The organism is Pseudonocardia sp. McavD-2-B (assembly GCF_024124365.1).
GTDB classification, from domain to species: Bacteria; Actinomycetota; Actinomycetes; order Mycobacteriales; family Pseudonocardiaceae; genus Pseudonocardia; species Pseudonocardia alni.
Genome location: NZ_JAMXSG010000100.1, coordinates 1 through 17,887 on the forward strand (window position 1 = coordinate 1; position 17,887 = coordinate 17,887).

The window sequence follows — 17,887 nt, forward strand, 5'->3', positions numbered from 1 at the left end:
CCGCGGCGGTGTCGCCGAGGGCGAGCTGCGGCGCGCCCGCACCGTCGGAGCCGGTGGTGGCGGCGGGGTCCGCCTTCGCCTTCGGCTTCTTCGCGGGGGCCGCCGCCGCTCCGCCCTGACGCTCCTTGATGGCCGCGATCAGGTCGCCCTTCCGCATGCCGGAGATGTCCGGGACGTTCAGCTCGGTGGCCAGCTGGCGCAGCTCGGCCAGCACCATGCCGGACAGGCCGCCGCGTCGGCGGGGCGCCGCCTCGGCCGACGCGGTCCCGGTACCGGCGAGATCGGTCTCGCTCACAGAGTTCCTTCCTGACCGACCCGGTTACCTGTCCAGGTCAGGGGATGTCACACGCTCGGCCGATACGGAGACCCCGTATCGGCAGCATTCACAGATGGAGTCCCACGACGACGTCGCGGGAGTCAGGCCGCCCGTTCGGGATTCCGAGTCCAGTTCAGAAAGGAGATCGGGCGAGCGGGCCCGGCCGCAAGACTACGCCGATGTCGCGTGGATCGCCATGCACGGGCGACACTAGTCCGTACACCCCGGGGCGGCAACAACCCCCCTCGGGCGACGCGCCGACACACGGGGTCGCGTACCTCACGTTCCCTGCGGGCACCGGTGCTCAGCGGACCTCGACCTGCACACCGGTGGCGTCGACCGGCAGCCGCTGCACCGCGAAACCGTCGGTGTCGACGCCGTCGGGCAGCACGCCGTCGCGGGTCAGGGCCAGCACCGTCGGCCCGGCGCCGGAGATCGCGGCGGGTACGCCGTGCTCGCGCAGCGCCTCGACCAGCTGCAGCGACGACGGGTACGCCGGCCGCCGGTAGGGCTGGTGCAGCCGGTCCTCGGTGGCCGCCATGAGCAGGTCCGGCCGCCGGGTCATCGCCAGCACCGCCAGTGCGCAGCGGCTGCCGGTGAACGCGGCGTCGGCCAGCGGGACCTGCTCGGGCAGCAGCCCCCGGGTGGTCTTGGTCGAGGACTCGACGTCGGGCACGCAGGCGACCGGGTGCACGTCGGGGTGCACCTCCAACCTCTCGGCGTGGAAGCGCCGGGCCGACCCCGCCGCCTCCCAGGCCACCACGAACCCGCCGAGCAGACTGGCCGCGGCGTTGTCGGCGTGGCCCTCCATGCCGGCGGAGAGCTGCAGCAGCGCATCGCGCTCCAGCTCCGGGTCCCGCCCGGCCAGCACGGCGGCGGCCGTCACCCCGGCGACGGCGGCCGCCGCGGAGCTGCCGAGGCCGCGTGAGTGCGGCACCGCGTTGAGGCAGCGCAGCCGCAGCCCCGCGGGCGCCCCGCCGAACGTCTCGAAGGCCAGACGCATCGCCCGCAGGACCAGGTGCCGCTCGTCGCGGGGGACGTGCCGGCAGCCCTGCCCCGCGACGTCGACGAACACCCCCGGCGTCTCGAAGGTCTCGACCTCGATCTCGTCGTACAACGCCAGGGCCATGCCGAGGGAGTCGAAGCCGGGGCCGAGGTTGGCCGTCGACCCCGGGACCCGCACCAGTACGCGCGTCGGGCGACCCATCAGGCCAGCTCGAGCGCCGCCGCGACCGCACCGGGGTCGATCGGGACGATCTCCGGGTCCGGCGCGGTGAGCAGAGCGGTGTCGGGGTCCTTCAGGCCGTGCCCGGTCACCGTGCACACCGCGAGGGAGCCGGGGGGCAGCGACCCGTCGGCGTGGCTCTGCAGCAGCCCGGCGACGCTGGACGCCGATGCGGGCTCGACGAACACGCCCTCCTGCGCGGACAGCATCCGGTAGGCGGCGAGGATCTCGTCGTCGGTGACGGCGGCGAACTTCCCGTTCGACTCGTCGCGCGCGGTGGTCGCGCCCTTCCACGAGGCGGGGGCACCGATCCGGATGGCGGTCGCGATCGTCTCGGGGTCGCTCACCGGGGCGCCGTGCACCAGCGGTGCGGCGCCGGCGGCCTGGAACCCGAACATCCGCGGCAGCGCGGGGATGACGCCGTCGGCGTGGTAGCCGCGGTAGCCGTGCCAGTACGCGGTGATGTTGCCGGCGTTGCCGACCGGCAGGCAGTGCACGTCCGGGGCGCGGCCCAGCTGGTCGCAGATCTCGTAGGCGGCCGAGGCCTGGCCGGCGATCCGGGTCGGGTTCACCGAGTTGACCAGCGCGATCGCCGGGTAGTCGGCGGTCGTCTTGCGGGCCAGCTCCAGGCAGTCGTCGAAGTTGCCGTCGATCTGCAGGATCCGGGCGCCGTGCGCGACGGCCTGGGCGAGCTTGCCCAGCGCGATCTTCCCGGTCGGCACGAGCACCGCACAGGTCATCCCGGCACGGGTGGCGTAGGCGGCCGCCGACGCCGAGGTGTTGCCGGTGGAGGCGCACAGCACGCTGGACTTGCCGTCGGCGAGCGCGGCGGTGACCGCCATCGTCATGCCGCGGTCCTTGAACGAGCCGGTCGGGTTGGCGCCGTCGACCTTCAGGTAGACCTGGCAGCCGGTCAGCTCCGACAGCCGGGGGGCCGGCAGCAGCGGCGTGCCGCCCTCCCCCAGCGTCACCACGGTCCAGTCCGGCTGCACCGGCATCCGGTCGCGGTAGGCCTCGATGACACCCGGCCACTGGCCGGGTGGCGGCGGCGCGACCGCACCGGCGACCTGGGTCACCGGACCGAAGGGACCGGACGCCGGCCCCCGGACTCCTCGCACGCTGCCCGTCACAACCGGTCCACTCCCTGATCCCCCACCTGTCGTCATTCGCCCATACCCAGTGCGCTCACCGCGCGGCCCAGCCCCTCGACCCGCAGCACCCCGGCGACGCCGAGCACGTGGTCGAGGTCCAGCAGCGCCGACACCGTGGCCGACAGCGCGGCCTCCGGCGCCGAGTGCGTGACGACCGTCAGCCGGGCCTGGCTGCGGTCCGAGCCGTCGACCCGGTCCACCGAGCCGTTCACCCCGCCGGTCTGGCGGACCGCGGCGATGGAGACGCCGTTCCGCGCGAACTCGCTCGCGATCGTGGCGAGCACGCCCTCGCGGTCGGCCACCTCGAGGTCGACGTGGTACCGGGTGGGCACCTCGCCGATCGGGCGCACCGGCAGGCTGGCGTAGGCCGACTCGCGCGGCCCGCGGCCGCCGCCGACCCGGTTGCGGGCCACCGCGACGAGGTCGCCGAGCACCGCGGAGGCGGTCGGCGCGCCGCCTGCGCCCTGGCCGTAGAACATCAGCTGGCCGGCGGCCTCGGCCTCGACGAACACCGCGTTGTACGCGCCGTCGACGCCCGCCAGCGGGTGCGAGTCGGGGACCATCGCCGGGTAGACGCGCGCCGAGACCGACTCGGTCCCGTCCGTGGCCACCACACGCTCGCAGATGGCGAGCAGCTTGATCGTGCAGCCGAGCCTGCGGGCGGCGGCGACGTCGGCCGAGCTGACCCCGCGCATGCCCTCGCGGTGCACGTCGGAGGCGGTGAAGCGGGTGTGGAACGCCAGCGAGGCCAGGATCGCGGCCTTCGAGGCGGCGTCGTAGCCGTCGACGTCGGCGCTCGGGTCGGCCTCGGCGTAGCCCAGCCGGGTCGCCTCCTCCAGCGCGTCGGCGTAGGACGTCCCGCCCGAGGACATGGCCGAGAGGATGAAGTTCGAGGTGCCGTTGACGATGCCGGCGACCCGGGTGATGCGGTCCCCGGCCAGGGACTCGCGCAGCGGGCGCAGCAGCGGGATCGCTCCGGCGACGGCGGCCTCGTAGTAGAGGTCGGCGCCGGAGGCGTCGGCGGCCTCGGCCAGGGTCGGGCCGTCCTCGGCGAGCAGCGCCTTGTTCGCCGTCACGACCGAGCGGCCGGACTTGAGCGCCTCCAGCAGCCAGCCGCGGACCGGCTCGATCCCGCCGATGACCTCGACGACGACGTCGACGTCGTCGCGGGTCACGAGCTCGCCGGCATCGGTGGTCACCAGGTCCGGGAAGTTCTCGGTCAGCCAGGGGTGCCGGTGCGGTCGCCGCACGGCGACCCCTGCCAGCTCGATGCGGGCTCCCACCCGCGCGGCCAGCTCGTCGGCCTGCTCGGTGATGAGCCGGACCACCTCGGTGCCGACGGTGCCGCAGCCCAGCAGTGCCACCCGGACGGCGCCGGTCTCGCTCGCCACGTGTCCTCCTCGCGTGCGCGCACCCCTCGGGCGCGCGCCGATCATTCCTGGTCGGACGGGTGCGGACAGGTCCGGGTGGCGGTTCTCACCCGGGTGCGCTCACACCTCGAAACGGAACTGGTCCTCCAGTGTCTCGCGACGCAACAGGGTCCGGTCGACCCCGTCACGGACCGCGACGACAGCAGGTCGCGGCAGCCGGTTGTACCCCGACGCCATGGCGTAGCAGTAGGCCCCCGTCGCCGCGACGGCCAGCAGGTCGCCCGGCGCGAGATCGGCCGGCAGCCAGCAGTCGCGCACCACGATGTCACCCGACTCGCAGTGCTTGCCGACCACCCGGGACAGCACGGGGACGTCCCCGCCGGGGACCGAGTCGTGCCCGCTGGCGCGGGACACCAGCCGTACGTCGTACTCGGCGTCGTAGAGGGACGTGCGGATGTTGTCGCTCATCCCGCCGTCGACGCTGACGTAGCGCCGGGAGTACCCGCCGAGCGGGACGTCCTTGACGGTGCCGACCTCGTAGACGGTGACGGTGCCCGGCCCGGCGATGGCCCGGCCCGGCTCGACGGCGATCGCCGGCACGTCCAGCCCGGAGGCGGCGCACTCGCGCGTGACGATCGCGCGCAGCTCCTCGGCCAGCGCCGGCATCGACAGCGGGGTGTCCCCCGGCCGGTAGGCGATGCCGATGCCGCCGCCGAGGTCCAGGGTGCGCAGCGCGGTCAGGTTCTCGCCGCCGTGCTCGGCGTGCAGGTCGGCGAGAACCTTCACCACGCGCCGGGCGGCCGCCTCGAAGCCCTCGGTCTCGAAGATCTGCGAGCCGATGTGGCTGTGCAGCCCGACCAGGCTCAGGTGGCTCGCGGCGAGCACACGGCGGGCGGCCTCCAGCGCCGCCGAGTCCTTCGTGTCGGCCCCGGCGATGGAGAACCCGAACTTCTGGTCCTCGTGCGCGGTGGCGATGTACTCGTGGGTGTGGGCCTCGACACCGACGGTGAGCCGGATCAGCACCGGCGCGACGGTGTCCCGTGCGGCGGCGACGTCGGCGAGCCGGGCGATCTCGTCGAAGGAGTCGACGACGATCCCGCCGATCCCCGCCTCGACCGCGGCCTCCAGCTCGGCGAGGGACTTGTTGTTGCCGTGCAGCGCGATCCGCTCGGGCGGGAACTCCGCGCGCAGTGCCACGGCCAGCTCGCCGCCGGAGCACACGTCCAGCGACAGGCCCTCCTGCGCGACCCAGCGGGCGATCTCGGTACACAGGAACGCCTTCGCCGCGTAGTGCACGGCCTCGGCCCCGAACGCGGCGGCGAACTCGCTGCAGCGGCCGCGGAAGTCGTCCTCGTCGAGCACGAACAGCGGGGTGCCGTGGGCCGCGGCGAGGTCGCGGACGTCGGCCCCGGCCAGGCGCAGCGCGCCGTCGGCGCCGCGGGCGGCGTGCCGAGGCCAGACCGCGGGCGCCAGCTCGTCGAGCGCCGCGGCGCTCTCCGGACGGGGCCCGGCCGACTCGGGCGCGGGAGTGAGGCCCGCGTGCATCGGGCCTGCGGGGTGTGCCCTCATGTCACATCCGTTCCGGGGCGTCGACGCCGAGCAGCGCCAGGCCGTTGGCGAGCACCGTGCGGGCGGCGACGCAGAGCGCGAGGCGCGCGCGGTGCAGGTCGGAGACCTCCTCGTCCCCCTGGGGCAGGACGCGGCAGGAGTCGTAGAACTTGTGGTAGGCGCCGGCGAGCGACTCCAGGTAGCGGGCGACCCGGTGCGGCTCGCGCAGCTCGGCGGCGGTGCGCACGACGTCGCCGAACTCGCCGAGGGTGCGGATCAGGTCACCCTCACGGGCATGGGACAGCAGGCCGTAGTCCTCGCCGGGGGTGATGCCGAGGTCGGCGGCGTTGCGGGCCAGCGAGGACAGCCGGGCGTGCGCGTACTGGACGTAGAACACCGGGTTCTCGCTGGTCCGGCTGGCCAGCAGGTCCAGGTCGATGTCCAGGCCCGAGTCCACCGAGGACCGCACGAGCGAGTACCGGGCGGCGTCGACGCCGACGGCCCCGACCAGGTCGTCCATCGTCACGACGGTGCCGGCGCGCTTGCTCATCCGGACCGGGGTGCCGTCCTTGACCAGGTTGACCAGCTGCCCGATCAGGACCTCGACCACGGCCGGGTCGTCGCCGAACGCGGCCGCGGCGGCCTTGAGCCGGGCGACGTAGCCGTGGTGGTCGGCGCCGAGCATGTAGATGCACAGGTCGAACCCGCGCGCCCGCTTGTCGCGCAGGTAGGCGATGTCGCCGGCGATGTAGGCGGGGCGGCCGTCGGACTTGATGACGACGCGGTCCTTGTCGTCGCCGTGGTCGGTCGAGCGCAGCCACCAGGCGCCGTCGGCCTCGTAGAGCGAGCCCTTCTCCTTGAGCGCGGCGACGGCGGTCTCCACCGCACCCGAGTCGTGCAGCGACTGCTCGTGGAACCACACGTCGAACTCGACGCGGAACTCCCCCAGCTTCTGCTTGATCTCGGCGAACATGTAACCGACGCCGATCCGGCGGAACGCCTCGTCCCGCTGCTGGTCGGGCAGGTCGAGGATGCCGGGCTCGGCCGCGACGACCCGCTGGGCGATCTCGGCGATGTAGTCCCCGCCGTAGCCGTTCTCCGGGGCGGGCTCGCCCTGCGCGGCCGCGACCAGGGAGCCGACGAACCGGTCGATCTGGGCGCCGGCGTCGTTGAAGTAGTACTCGCGGGTGACCTTCGCGCCGCGCGCGGACAGCACCCGGCCCAGCGCGTCACCGACCGCGGCCCACCGGGTGCCGCCCAGGTGCAGCGGGCCGGTCGGGTTGGCGGAGACGAACTCGAGGTTCACGTTGCGCCCGGCCAGCTCGTCGCCGGTGCCGTAGCCCGCGCCCGCGGCGAGGACCTCCCCGACGATCGCGCCCTGGGCGTCGGCGGCCAGGCGCAGGTTGATGAACCCGGGCCCGGCGATCTCGGCGCTGGCGACGCCGTCGCGGGTCGCCAGCTCCTCGGCCAGCCAGGTCGCGAGCTCGCGCGGGTTCACGCCGGCCTTCTTGGCGGTCCGCAGCGCGACGTTGGTCGCGTAGTCGCCGTGGTCGGGGTTGCGGGGACGCTCGACACCCGCATCGGACGGCAGGGCGGAGACGTCCAGGTCGCGTCGGAGCAGCACGTCCCGCGCGACGTCACGGACCAGGTCGGCGAGCACGTCGGGATTCACCACCCGGATTCTACGGAGGGACCCCCGGCACCCTCATGCAGGTATCCGCACCCCGACCGGCGACGATGCGGGGCGTGACGCCCCCCTCCACCGACCGGAGTACCCGCGCGCCCGTCGTCTCCGGGGCGGCGGCGCTGCTGCTCGGGGCGGGGTTCGTCGCGGTGTCGGTGGCCTACAACCGCGGGAGCCTGGTACCGCCGCTCGACGACGTCTACATCCACCTGCAGTACGCGCGGCAGTTCGGCGACGGCGAGCCGCTGCGCTACCAGCCGGGTGCGGAGATCACGACGGGCGCGTCGAGCCTGCTCTGGATGGTCCTGCTCGGCGCCGCGCACGCGGTCGGGTTCGACGGCCGGTGGCTGCTCGCCGTCGCCGTCGCGGGCGGGGTCGTCGGCGTCGCCCTCGCCGCGGCGTTCACCTCGGCCGCCGCGACCCGGCTGGGCGGGCGCGCCGCGGGATGGTGGGCGGGACTGCTCACCGCGCTGTGCGGGCCGCTGCTGTGGGGCGGGGCCAGCGGCATGGAGGTCGGCCTGCTCGCGGCCCTGGTCACCGGCACCCTGCTGTCCTACCTGCGCGAACGTCCCCGTTTCCGGTGGACGCCGGTGGTCGCGGCGCTGCTGGCCCTCACCCGTCCCGAGGGCTTCCTGGTCGCCGCCGCATTCACCGCCGCGATGGCGTGGACGCTGCTGCGGTCCTGCCCCGGGACGCCCCCAGGGGAACTCTCGTGGCTTAGGTGGCAACGAGGGTTCCCCTCGGGGCGCGCGGCGGCGCGGGGGCTGCTCGTCGCGGCGCCGGTGGTGGTGTTCGCGGCGCAGCTGCTGCTGTTCCGGGTGCTCACCGGAACCTCCCAGGCCAACGGGGTGCTCGCGAAGTCGTGGCTGCACACCGGGTTCCTGCACCAGCCGCTGGAGATCGCCGACCACGTGCAGCGCAACGTCGCGGCGCTGCTCGCCTCGCTGGCCGGGCTGTCCGGGCAGGACGTGCTGGCGCCGCTCGCGCTCGTCGTCGCGGCGCTGGGGGTCGCCGCGCTCGCCGCGCGCCGGGAGCGGACCCTCGCGGTCGCGCTCGGCGGCGGGCTGGTGCTGGTGGTGGCGGCCGTCGCCACCCTGACGACGGCGATGTGGCAGGACCTGCGCTACCTGCAGCCGTTCCTGCCGCTGCTGCTCCTGCTCGTGGTGCTGGGCGCCGGTCTCGTGCCGCACCGGGCGGCGCGCGGCGGGCTGCTCGCGGTGGTGCTGCTGTTCACCGTCGCCGCGACGCCCGCCTGGGCGCTGCGGCTGGGCCAGCAGGCCTCGGCGATGCGCGAGGGGCCGGTGAGCGTCGCGCAGTGGATCGCCGGGAACGTGCCGCCGGGCGACGTCGTCGCCGTCAACGACGTCGGCGCCGCGGCATGGTTCGGCGGTCACCGCACCGTCGACCTGGTCGGCCTGACCACGAACGGGATGGCCGCGCCGGCACTGAACGGGCCCGGGACGCTCTACGAGGCGCTGCGCGCGCTGCCGCCGGACGGTCGGCCGCAGTGGTTCGCGGTGTTCGACCGGTGGGGCGGGGTCCCCGTCGCCGACCTCGGCCGCGCCGGACTGCTCGGCACCGAGCCGGTCATCACCTTCGGGCTCGCCGGGCCCGCCCGGCCGATCTCGGCGTCCGCACCGCAGACCTGCCAGATCGACCGCAGCTGCGACCGGGTCAGCATCTGGCGGGCGGACTGGTCCGCCGCGGACTCCGCGCAGGCACCGGACGCACCCGTGCCCGGCCGGATCGTGGACCACCTGAACGTCGGGGACACCGCCGACGAGGCCGCGCACGGCTGGACGACCGACCCGCCGGTGCTCGGCGTGCAGCCGGACTCGGTGCTGGACCGGTCCGTCGTCGCGCCGGGACGGCTCGTCGCCGACAGCGGCCGGCACGTCGTCGGCGGCGAGACCTTCACCCTCGGCGGCACCGCCCCCGGCCGGCCGGTCACCCTGACCGGGCGGATCGGCGCCGGTCCCGCACTGCCCGGCGAGCGGACCCGGGTGGTCGCCGTCGACGTCGACGGCCGCCCCGCCGGGGAGTGGACACTGCCGGACGCCCAGCCGTGGGCGCAGGCGTCGTTCACGGTGCCCGGAGAGCTCGTGACCGGTGACCGCGTCACGGTGACCACCCGTCCGGTCGCACCGCTGCTCGCGCCCTACCCCGACTACCGCTCCTACGGGTGGTGGGCGAGCCGCTGACGGCGCCTTCCTAGACTCGGGCGAACCCGCCCGCCGACCACGAACAGGACTCCCCCATGGCCAGCGGCAAGTCCGGCAAGAAGCGACCGTCGATGCCGAGCTCGGTCGGCCGGCGCCAGTTCCCCTGGGGCATGGTCGCCGCGATCACCGTGCTGGTGCTGCTCGCGGGGGCGTTCATCGTCTACCCGCTGGTGCAGCGCAACCAGAACCGGGCCTGGGAGCCCACCGACGACAACCGCAACCCGGCGCTCGCGATCCCCGGCATCGTCAGCCAGGACTACCCGGGCCTGCAGCACGTGCTCGGCTTCCAGCGGGTCGCCTACACCCACAGCCCGCCCTTCGGCGGCGCGCACGACGGCTTCTGGGCCGCGTGCAACGGCGTGGTCTACCCGAACGCGGTGCGCTCGGAGAACCTCGTGCACTCCCTGGAGCACGGCGCCGTGTGGATCGCCTACAACCCCGACACCCTCGACGAGGCGGGCAAGGCCGCACTGTCCCAGCGGGTCGAGGGGCAGCCGTACACGGTGATGTCGCCCTACCCGGGCCTCGACGCCCCGATCTCGCTGCAGTCCTGGGGCAACCAGTTGAAGGTCCAGACCGCCGACGACGAGCGGATCGACCAGTTCATCCGCGCGCTGCGGCTCAACCGCTTCACCCACCCCGAGGTCGGCGCCTCCTGCGACGCCCTCGGCGCGCAGGGCTTCGACCAGGACAACCCGCCGGCCTTCCAGCCGATCCCGGAGCAGTCCGCCGTCGACGGGCAGACGATCCTGCCCGAGAACCAGGGCGCGACCCCCGGCGGCGCCCCCGCGCCCGACCCGGCCGTCCCCGGGCAGCCCGCACCCGGGCAGCAGGCCCCGGCGCCCGCACCGGCTCCCGGGCAGTGACGTCGCGATGACGACCCCGGCCGAGGAGACCCCGCTCTGGCGGAACCCGATCACGATCACGCTCGGCGTGATCGCGCTGGTAGCGGTGCTCGTCGCCGGGTTCGCGGTACGCGGCGCGTTCGGCCCGTTCGTGCCCGAGCCGGGCTCGGTCGACGTCGGGTTCGCCCAGGACATGACCGTGCACCACCGTCAGGCCGTCGAGATGGCGTCCTGGGAGCGCGACCGCGCCACCGACCCGCGGGTGCGGCAGCTGGCATTCGACATCGAGACCACCCAGAACCAGCAGGTCGGCCGGATGCAGGGCTGGCTCGGCCTGTGGGACGCGCCGAGCCTGCCCGGCGGCGGCCACATGGCCTGGATGGACGACTCCGCGCACGCCGGCATGTCCGGCATGTCGGGGACCTCCGGCGGCGTCGCGACGATGCCGGGCATGGCGAGCACCGCCGACCTCGCCCGGCTGCGGGCCACCCCGCCCGGCGCCGCGCTGGACGTCGAGTTCCTCCAGCTCATGCTGCGCCACCACCAGGGAGGCGTGTCGATGCTGGAGTACGCCCGCGACCACGCCGACACCGCCGAGGTCCGCAACCTCGCCGGGCAGATGCTCTTCTCGCAGAACTCCGAGGCGGACCTGATGCGCGGGCTGCTCGCCGAGCGGGGCGCGGCCCCGCTGCCGCTGAGCTGATCACACACGGGCCCCCGTGTCGGGGGGTCGCGCACGGTGCGCTACTGTTCTCCCATCGCACGGCCCCCGTAGCTCAGGGGATAGAGCACCGCCCTCCGGAGGCGGGAGCGCAGGTTCGAATCCTGCCGGGGGCACGTCACAGCTCGACAGGACGCGGCCCCTCACCTGCTGGAACAGGGTGAGGGGCCGCGTTCGTCGTGTCCGGCCGCCACCAGCCGTGGATGGCCCGTTGCGGGTGTTCTCCCGACCGCGCCCCGAAGTCGGCTCAGCCCGCCGATCTGCCCGACGCAGCGTCGATGCGCCGACGCGTGGCGTCCTGCCGGCCGTCGATCGTCGGTACGTGGACCTTCAGCAACACCGCCACCGAGTGCCGGTCGCCGGCCGATCCTCCGTCGAGCGTCGGACACCAGCCCCTCGTGGGAGTCCGACACGCCCGGACCTACGCCATCAGCCCCGGGCCCCTCCTCGGGATCGCCTATCGAACGCGGCGGCGCGGTGACGAGAAACGCATTGCCGGCGTCAGTAGCCGTTCGGGCGAACCGATCCAGGAGTAGGCCAGCAGACACGGGGACTGCCGTCCGGTCGTGATGCGATGTTCGTGCCCGGCCTCGTTGAGAATCAGCGAGCCCGGAGCGTGTACTGCACCGTCGTTCTCCGACCATTCTCCGGCGATCGCGACGTAGGACTCCTGGATCCCCCGGTGGTGATGCTGGGGATAGACGGTCTCCGGGGCGAAGAGAACCAGTCCCAGAATGATGCGGTCGGACACCACCGGCCCCTTCGGGCCGACGATCTCGCAGTAGCCGTACTTCTTCACCAGCCCCCGCGGAACCTTCTCGTACCCGTGCTCCCACGTCAGCCGGTCGGAAATCCTTCGCAGCGAGTCGCTGAGTACGCCCAGGTCGCCACGCGAGCCCAGGTCCAGTGCGCGACCGAGATGGTCGACCACCGGAAGTCGGGTGGGTTCGCGCCCGACGACCTCCGGATTGTCCTCGAACACGTCGGCGATCGCCTCACGCACCTGCCGCATGTGCGTGCGGATCGGCCGGCTCCCCCCGGCCGAGCCGAACCGGTAGAGCGCATCGAAGTCGCCGATCGTGTAGGCGAAGTCAGGATGATCTCGCAGGCGTGACGTCCCCATGTCCTCGATTCCCCGTCAGCTCTGTCCTACCTCCGGCGGCTGGTCCCTCTCGGGCTCCCGGGGTGGGGGCATGCTCGGCTCACACCGGACGTGATGTCAACAGTGGACTCGCCGGGGAGCGCCCCGCGGCCGGCACGTTGCTCAGCTGGAGCCCACACCTCGAGGCCGAGCTGGTCCGGCTCGCACGACACGGCCGTCCACCGGTCGTGCTCGTCGGACCCGGCCGGACCGGCGGATTCAGGCCGCGACTACGTCCTCGGCCGGGAAGAGCGATGTCGGGTCACCCACGTACTTCCTGTCACTACGTCACTGCGAGCCCTCCGAACTGCACGAGCACCGGTAACAGCCCGGGTACCGGGGCGAGCGACGGAAAGCGGGGAGTTCGAATCCTGCCGGGGGCACGTCACAGCTCGACAGAACGCGGCCCCTCACCTGCTGGAACAGGGTGAGGGGCCGCGTTCGTCGTGTCCGGCCGTCATCGGCTGTGGGCGACTCCTTGCGGGCGCGCCGGCGACGTCCCGTCCACGGTGCGCGTCACCACCCAGCGGTGCGGGGAGATCGGTCGGGTGCGGGTGAACCCTCGCCGCTCGAACACAGCCATCGGTCCGGTGTGCAGGTACGAACCCGGGACCGCGCGGTCGTCGGTCTCCTCCGGATACCCCTCCACGACCCCGCCGCCCAGACGGGCGATCTCGGCCAGCGCACCGCCGAGCGCGATGTCGGCGACTCCCCGCCGCCGCAGCCCCTTCCCGGTGAAGAAGCAGGTGATGCGCCAGTCGGGCACCCGCGCCAGCTCCTTCTCGTACCGCCGCCGGCTCTTGATCTCGGTGAGCTCGTGCGGACTGCCGAACTGGCACCGGCCCGGACACGTGTCGCAGCATCGCGACCGTGGGAGCGTCCGCCATGGTGGGTCATTCTGCCGACAGGTCGGCGATGGCTCGCTCCTCAGCGCCCGGTGCGCCCGTCGATGCGTTCGCGGAGGATGTCGGCGTGCCCGGCGTGGCGCCCGGTCTCCTCGATCATGTGCACCAGCAGCCACCGCCGCGACGGGGCCGACCTCCGTCCCGCGGGCACCGGCGCCGCCCGGTCCAGGCCGGACCAGGTGTCGACGACGGCGTCGGCCCGGACGGTGGCCTCCCGGTAGGCCGCCACGACGTCCTCGGCGGTGTCCTCCGCCCGCGGCCGGAAGGTCGCGGGCCAGTCCCGGACGGCCTCACCGAGGAAGTAGTGACGCTCGACGTGCGTCAGGTGCGCGACCAGGCCGAGCAGGCTGGTCCCCGAGGGGACGCCGGGCTCACGGGCGGCGGCGTCCGGGACGCCGAGGGCCTTGGCCGCGACCGCGCCGCGGAGGTGGCCCAGGAACCCGGTCAGGACGCTCTTCTCGTCCGCGGCGTCGGACGGGAGGGCGGTGTCGCGGCGGGGCACGTCAGCTCCGGTGGGTGGCGGCGGCGCCGGCGCGGCGCAGGACCAGGACGGTGTCGACGACCGTGGCGGTGCGGCCGTCGGGGCCGGTCGCGAGGCGCCGGGGCTCGTCGGCGCGCTCGACGGCCCATTCGTCGGGATCGAGGCCGAGCCCGGCGGCGATCTCGGCGGCGGTGGGGTGGCGGGCGTCCGGGTCCTGGTTCCACGACCACGGGGCGACGGACCCGTGGTCGACGACCAGCAGCAGCCCGCCCGGTCGCAGTGCGCGCGCGGCGGTCCGCAGCACCGCGTCGCGGTCCAGCGTGAACGGGGTGTGCAGGTACTGGGCGGAGACCAGGTCGAACGCCCCGTCCGGGAACGTCGTCGCGAGGTCGTGGCGCTCGGCGCGGACCTGCGGCGCGAGCCCCTCGGCGCGGCCGCGACGCGCGAGCCCGTCCACGGCGGCGGCGGAGATGTCCACCGCCGTGACGTGCCAGCCCCGCCGGGCCAGCCAGATCGTGTCGCCCCCGGCACCGCATCCGAGGTCCAGGGCCGTGCCCGGTGTCAGCGGGCCGGCGACCTCGGCGAGCAGGGGGTTGGCGCGGACCTCTCCCCCACCGCGGCGGCGGTACAGCTCGTCCCAGAACGTCTCGGGGTCGGACGCGGTCGGCATGGGATCCATCGGTGGTTCCTCCGGGAGGTGTCGGTCTGCGGGCGTCATCGGCGTCTCCGACGTCGGGACCTCCGTAGCATCGGCACCTGCCGTCCCAGGTTGCAAGAAATCTTGCCGATCGGCAATCTGACGGGGTGGACGACACCGGACACGACGTGCTCGCCGGGGTGGGCCCGAGGTTGCGGGACCTGCGCCGTCGCCGCGGCGCCACCCTCGACCAGCTCGCGGCGGAGACCGCCCTGACCGCGAGCACCCTGTCCCGGCTGGAGACCGGGAAGCTGCGGCCGACGCTGGAGCAGCTGCTGCCGCTGGCCCGGGCGCACGGGGTCCCGCTCGACGATCTCGTGCAGGCACCGCCGACCGGTGACCCCCGCATTCACCTGCGCCCGGTGCGCCACCGCGGGCTGGTGTTCGTCCCGCTGACCCGTCGCGGCGGCGGGGTCCAGGCCTTCAAGGTGGTCTACCCGCCGGCCGCCGCGTCGCCGACGACCGCCCTGCAGACCCACGAGGGCTACGAGTGGTTCTACGTCCTCGACGGCCGGGTGCGGCTGGTCCTCGACGACACCGAGCACCTCCTCGGCCCCGGCGAGGTGGTCGAGTTCGACACCGGCACACCGCACTGGATCGGCAGCGCCGACCACCGGCCCGCCGAGACACTCGCGCTGTTCAGCCTGCAGGGGGAACACGCCCACCTCGGCCGGGGTGCGACCGGTGCCGGACACCACGGCTGAGGGGTCGCCGTCGGTGCGACCGGTTGGCGACCACCGTGATGGCGCCGATCGGCACCGGTCAGCGGCGTCGCGGACCGTGGCGAGGCCCTCCCCGTCGAGCGGTGCCCCGGTGCGCCGGGCCCGGACCCCCAGGGCTGAGGAGGCCCGCGGTCAGCCGCCCTCCTGGGCCAGCGCGACGAGGATCCCGCCCGGCCCGCGCAGGTAGGCCAGGGTGTGCGCGCCGAACGTCACGACGTCGCCGACCGGCTCGGCACCGTGGCCACGCAGCCGCTCCACGGTCTCCGCCAGGTCGGTGACGGCGAACATGACCCGCCGGATGCCGAGCACGTTCACCGCGGCGCCCGGATCACCCACCGGCGACGACGGCGACCCGAACCGCATCAGCTCCAGCCGGCCGTAGCCGTCGGGCGTCCGCACGACGGCCATGTCGCACCGCACGCCGTCGAGCCCGACGAGCCGGTCGACGTCCGGGCCGGACACCGTCGCCCGGCCCTCCACCGCCAGCCCGAGGGCCGCGAAGAACGCGACCGCCGCATCGAGGTCGTCGACGACGACGCCGAGGTTGTCCATCCGCAGGACCGTCATGGTGTCCTCCCGTCCGTGGTGTGCGTGTCCCGGGGACGGAGCCGGTCCCCGGTTCTCGACACGTCCCGGTCGAGGATCTCGACCAGCCCGCTCCCGCCGTCCACCCGGACCCGCTGGCCGTCCCGGATCAGCCGGGTCGCGCCCTCCACCCCGACCACGGCGGGCAGGCCGTACTCGCGGGCGACGACGGCGCCGTGGGTCATCCGCCCACCGACCTCGGTGACCAGCCCCGCGATCGTGACGAACGCCGGCGTCCAGCTGGGGTCGGTGTAGGCGGTGACCAGCACGTCCCCGGGTTCGAGTGCGGCGCCGGACAGGTCGGCGACGACGCGGGCGCGGCCCTCGACCGTCCCTGCCGACACCGCGAGCCCGGCGAGGGCTCCGGGCGGCACGTCGTCGCGGTGGTAGGAGCCCTGCAGGCACTCACCGTCCGAGGTCAGCACCCGCGGCGGGGTCAGCGCCTCGTACGCGGCGAACTCCGCCCGCCGGGCACACACCAGCGCGAGGTCGGCGTGCCCGGTGCGCGAGACCTGCTCCAGCTCGTCGAACCGCAGGTAGTAGGCGTCGGTGCGGTCGTCGAGCACGCGTGCGGCGACGAGCCGGTCGGCCTCGGCGAGCAGCGCGGCCCGGTAGACCGCGTAGCGCGAGACCATGCCGAACTTGGGGAACTCGCGGTAGCCGATGAAGGTCCGCAACCGCTCGATCATCAGCGCCGTCTCCGCGGCGCGGGCCTCCCCGTCGACCCCGGCGCGCAGCCGGGCCAGCAGGTCGTCGCGGGTCGCCTCGGCCTCCCGACGGCCGTGGGCGAACCGGCGGTGCCCGGCGCCGGGCTCCTCGCCGTCGACGTGGCCGAGGATCAGCGGCACGAGCGCGGCCGGGCGCTCGTGCCACCGCGGCCTGCTGATGTCGATCTCACCGACGCAGCGGGCCCCGTAGGCGTCGAGCCAGGCGACGATCGCGTCGCGGGCCACCGTGCCGCCCTCGACCGACCCCAGCGCGTCGAGCACGTCGTCCCCGGCCCCGCGCAGCAGCGCCACCGCCGCCGGGTGCGGGCGGACAGCGTCGGCGACGTCGAGCAGCGCGAGCCCCATCTGCGAGGTCACGTTGTCGGGCACCGACCGGGTCAGCACGTCCGACGGCCGCTCCCCCAGCCACTCGCCGACGTGCTCGTCGATCCAGTACGCCGCGTCCATCGCCGTCATGAACACCCGGGTGCTGCGCGGGTCGCTCAGCCGCGCCCGCAGCTCGGGGATGTCCTCGCGGATCGCGACGAACAGCTCCGGCCCGACGCGGCCGTGGATCCTGCGCGCCGCGTCGGCCACCGACGCCCGTCCCTCGGCGACCAGCTCGGCGACCAGCGCGGGGTCCGGGTCCAGCGGCTCGGTGGTCGGCGCGCCGTGCACCGGGGCGGGCGTCGCCGGGTCCTCGCCGAGCGGGACCGCGCCGCGGTCGAGCACGGTGCGCAACGCGTCGGTCATCAGCGGGTCCGACCGGCCCATCACCGCGAGCAGGCCGTCGCGACCGGAGGGGGTGCCCAGCGCGGCGGTGACGTCGACGAACAGCCGCCCGCCGGCCTCGGCCATCGGGCGCGGCGTCGTCATCTGCCAGAACGACAGCCCGAGCGGGCGCATCGCGTCGGTCATCATCTGCTGGTAGCCGACCGACAGGTAGACGTGGAGGCGGTCGTCGCCGGTGTCGGGGACCGGGAACAGCGTGGTGATCGGGCGGCTCTGGACGACCTGGAACCGGCCGCCGGACAGGCACCACTCGATGTCCTGCGGGCTCCCCAGCCCGGCCTCGACCGTCCGGCCGAGCCGGACCAGCTCCAGTACCCGGTCCTCGGTGAGCAGGGGCGGGCCGTCCGGGTCGAGCCGCTCGGTGCGGGTGCCGCCGCCCGGCGCCGGCTGCACCGCGACCGTCCGCGGTGCGATCCGCGTGTCGACGACGGTGTCGGCGCGGACCGTCCACGCGTCCGCGGCGACCAGGCCGGACACCAGCGCCTCGCCCAGCCCGGGCACCGCCTCGACGACGGTCACGGTCCGGTCGGAGGTCACCGGGTCGGCGGTGAACAGCACCCCGGACACATCCGGGACGACCATCTCCTGGATCACCACCGCCATCGCGACGGCGCGGTGGTCGAGGCCGCGCCGCCGGCGGTAGGCCACGGCGCGGTCGGTGAACAGCGACGCCCAGCAGTCCCGCACCCGGTCGAGCACGGCGTCGGCGCCCACCACGTTCAGATACGAGTCCTGCTGCCCGGCGAACGACGCCGTCGGCAGGTCCTCGGCGGTC

The 17,887-nt window shown here is 74.3% G+C and carries 16 protein-coding genes and 1 tRNA gene; 5 read left to right on the forward strand and 12 right to left on the reverse strand.

Annotated features, from left to right (window positions below; all coding sequences use genetic code 11):
- The 6 genes from NH602_RS14970 to argS form a co-directional block, all read right to left on the reverse strand.
- On the reverse strand, window positions 1-295 hold a 295-nt coding region (locus NH602_RS14970; protein WP_374210172.1), incomplete at its 3' end, for a Rho termination factor N-terminal domain-containing protein.
- Between the two features lie 325 nt (window positions 296-620).
- Window positions 621-1,523 carry a homoserine kinase gene (thrB, locus tag NH602_RS14975; RefSeq protein ID WP_253068119.1) on the reverse strand — a complete coding sequence of 301 codons (903 nt, stop codon included), beginning with the start codon at window positions 1,521-1,523 and terminating at the stop codon, window positions 621-623.
- The gene (gene thrC, locus NH602_RS14980; RefSeq protein ID WP_246353747.1) at window positions 1,523-2,539 is read right to left on the reverse strand and encodes a threonine synthase; all 1,017 of its coding nucleotides are present in this window, start codon (window positions 2,537-2,539) and stop codon (window positions 1,523-1,525) included. The genes thrB and thrC overlap by 1 nt, the downstream gene beginning before the upstream one ends.
- A 164-nt stretch (window positions 2,540-2,703) precedes the next feature.
- On the reverse strand, window positions 2,704-4,083 hold the full coding sequence (locus NH602_RS14985) for a homoserine dehydrogenase (RefSeq protein WP_179761939.1): 1,380 nt from the start codon (window positions 4,081-4,083) through the stop codon (window positions 2,704-2,706).
- A gap of 99 nt (window positions 4,084-4,182) precedes the next feature.
- Window positions 4,183-5,631, reverse strand: coding sequence for a diaminopimelate decarboxylase (lysA, locus tag NH602_RS14990; RefSeq protein WP_100878605.1), 1,449 nt, complete (start codon window positions 5,629-5,631; stop codon window positions 4,183-4,185).
- Between the two features lies 1 nt (window position 5,632).
- The gene (gene argS, locus NH602_RS14995) at window positions 5,633-7,282 is read right to left on the reverse strand and encodes an arginine--tRNA ligase (protein WP_161152492.1); all 1,650 of its coding nucleotides are present in this window, start codon (window positions 7,280-7,282) and stop codon (window positions 5,633-5,635) included.
- Between the two features lie 74 nt (window positions 7,283-7,356).
- Between argS and NH602_RS15000 the strand changes: the two genes are divergently transcribed.
- From NH602_RS15000 to NH602_RS15015, 4 genes are all read left to right on the forward strand, one after another.
- Window positions 7,357-9,495 carry a hypothetical protein gene (locus NH602_RS15000; protein ID WP_253068120.1) on the forward strand — a complete coding sequence of 713 codons (2,139 nt, stop codon included), beginning with the start codon at window positions 7,357-7,359 and terminating at the stop codon, window positions 9,493-9,495.
- Between the two features lie 56 nt (window positions 9,496-9,551).
- Window positions 9,552-10,382 (forward strand): DUF3105 domain-containing protein, encoded by an 831-nt coding sequence (locus tag NH602_RS15005; protein WP_253068121.1) that lies wholly within the window; start codon window positions 9,552-9,554, stop codon window positions 10,380-10,382.
- Between the two features lie 7 nt (window positions 10,383-10,389).
- Complete coding sequence (locus NH602_RS15010) at window positions 10,390-11,064, forward strand: DUF305 domain-containing protein (RefSeq protein WP_179761934.1); 675 nt, start codon at window positions 10,390-10,392, stop codon at window positions 11,062-11,064.
- Window positions 11,065-11,126: 62 nt separating this feature from the next.
- Window positions 11,127-11,198, forward strand: a tRNA-Arg gene (locus tag NH602_RS15015).
- 341 nt (window positions 11,199-11,539) lie between these two features.
- Here the strand turns inward: NH602_RS15015 and NH602_RS15020 are convergent.
- The 4 genes from NH602_RS15020 to NH602_RS15035 all read right to left on the reverse strand — a co-directional run bounded on the left by NH602_RS15020 (window position 11,540) and on the right by NH602_RS15035 (window position 14,288).
- Window positions 11,540-12,205 carry a dimethylsulfonioproprionate lyase family protein gene (locus tag NH602_RS15020; protein ID WP_179761933.1) on the reverse strand — a complete coding sequence of 222 codons (666 nt, stop codon included), beginning with the start codon at window positions 12,203-12,205 and terminating at the stop codon, window positions 11,540-11,542.
- A gap of 475 nt (window positions 12,206-12,680) precedes the next feature.
- Window positions 12,681-12,989 (reverse strand): hypothetical protein, encoded by a 309-nt coding sequence (locus NH602_RS15025; RefSeq protein ID WP_253068122.1) that lies wholly within the window; start codon window positions 12,987-12,989, stop codon window positions 12,681-12,683.
- Window positions 12,990-13,150: 161 nt separating this feature from the next.
- On the reverse strand, window positions 13,151-13,630 hold the full coding sequence (locus NH602_RS15030; RefSeq protein WP_253068123.1) for a DinB family protein: 480 nt from the start codon (window positions 13,628-13,630) through the stop codon (window positions 13,151-13,153).
- A 1-nt stretch (window position 13,631) separates the two neighbouring features.
- Window positions 13,632-14,288, reverse strand: a complete 657-nt coding sequence (locus tag NH602_RS15035) for a cyclopropane-fatty-acyl-phospholipid synthase family protein (protein ID WP_374210173.1) — start codon at window positions 14,286-14,288, stop codon at window positions 13,632-13,634.
- 125 nt (window positions 14,289-14,413) lie between these two features.
- On the opposite strand from NH602_RS15035, the gene NH602_RS15040 reads away from it, so the two are divergent.
- Window positions 14,414-15,010 (forward strand): helix-turn-helix domain-containing protein, encoded by a 597-nt coding sequence (locus NH602_RS15040; RefSeq protein ID WP_073578531.1) that lies wholly within the window; start codon window positions 14,414-14,416, stop codon window positions 15,008-15,010.
- Window positions 15,011-15,160: 150 nt separating this feature from the next.
- Here the strand turns inward: NH602_RS15040 and NH602_RS15045 are convergent, their stop codons facing one another.
- Entirely contained in the window at window positions 15,161-15,595 is a 435-nt protein-coding gene (locus tag NH602_RS15045) for a VOC family protein (RefSeq protein WP_253068124.1), read from the reverse strand.
- Window positions 15,592-17,887, reverse strand: a 2,296-nt coding sequence (rph, locus tag NH602_RS15050) for a rifamycin-inactivating phosphotransferase (protein WP_253068125.1), incomplete at its 5' end; no start/stop codon positions are given. The genes NH602_RS15045 and rph, both read right to left, overlap by 4 nt.

Coding starts and splice junctions, on each gene's coding strand:
- thrB (WP_253068119.1), bottom strand. CDS start 1,523: ATGGGTCGCCCGACGCGCGTACTGGTGCGGGTCCCGGGGTCGACGGCC.
- thrC (WP_246353747.1), bottom strand. CDS start 2,539: ATGCCGGTGCAGCCGGACTGGACCGTGGTGACGCTGGGGGAGGGCGGC.
- lysA (WP_100878605.1), bottom strand. CDS start 5,631: ATGAGGGCACACCCCGCAGGCCCGATGCACGCGGGCCTCACTCCCGCG.
- NH602_RS15005 (WP_253068121.1), top strand. CDS start 9,552: ATGGCCAGCGGCAAGTCCGGCAAGAAGCGACCGTCGATGCCGAGCTCG.
- NH602_RS15010 (WP_179761934.1), top strand. CDS start 10,390: ATGACGACCCCGGCCGAGGAGACCCCGCTCTGGCGGAACCCGATCACG.
- NH602_RS15020 (WP_179761933.1), bottom strand. CDS start 12,205: ATGGGGACGTCACGCCTGCGAGATCATCCTGACTTCGCCTACACGATC.
- NH602_RS15035 (WP_374210173.1), bottom strand. CDS start 14,288: ATGGATCCCATGCCGACCGCGTCCGACCCCGAGACGTTCTGGGACGAG.
- NH602_RS15045 (WP_253068124.1), bottom strand. CDS start 15,595: ATGACGGTCCTGCGGATGGACAACCTCGGCGTCGTCGTCGACGACCTC.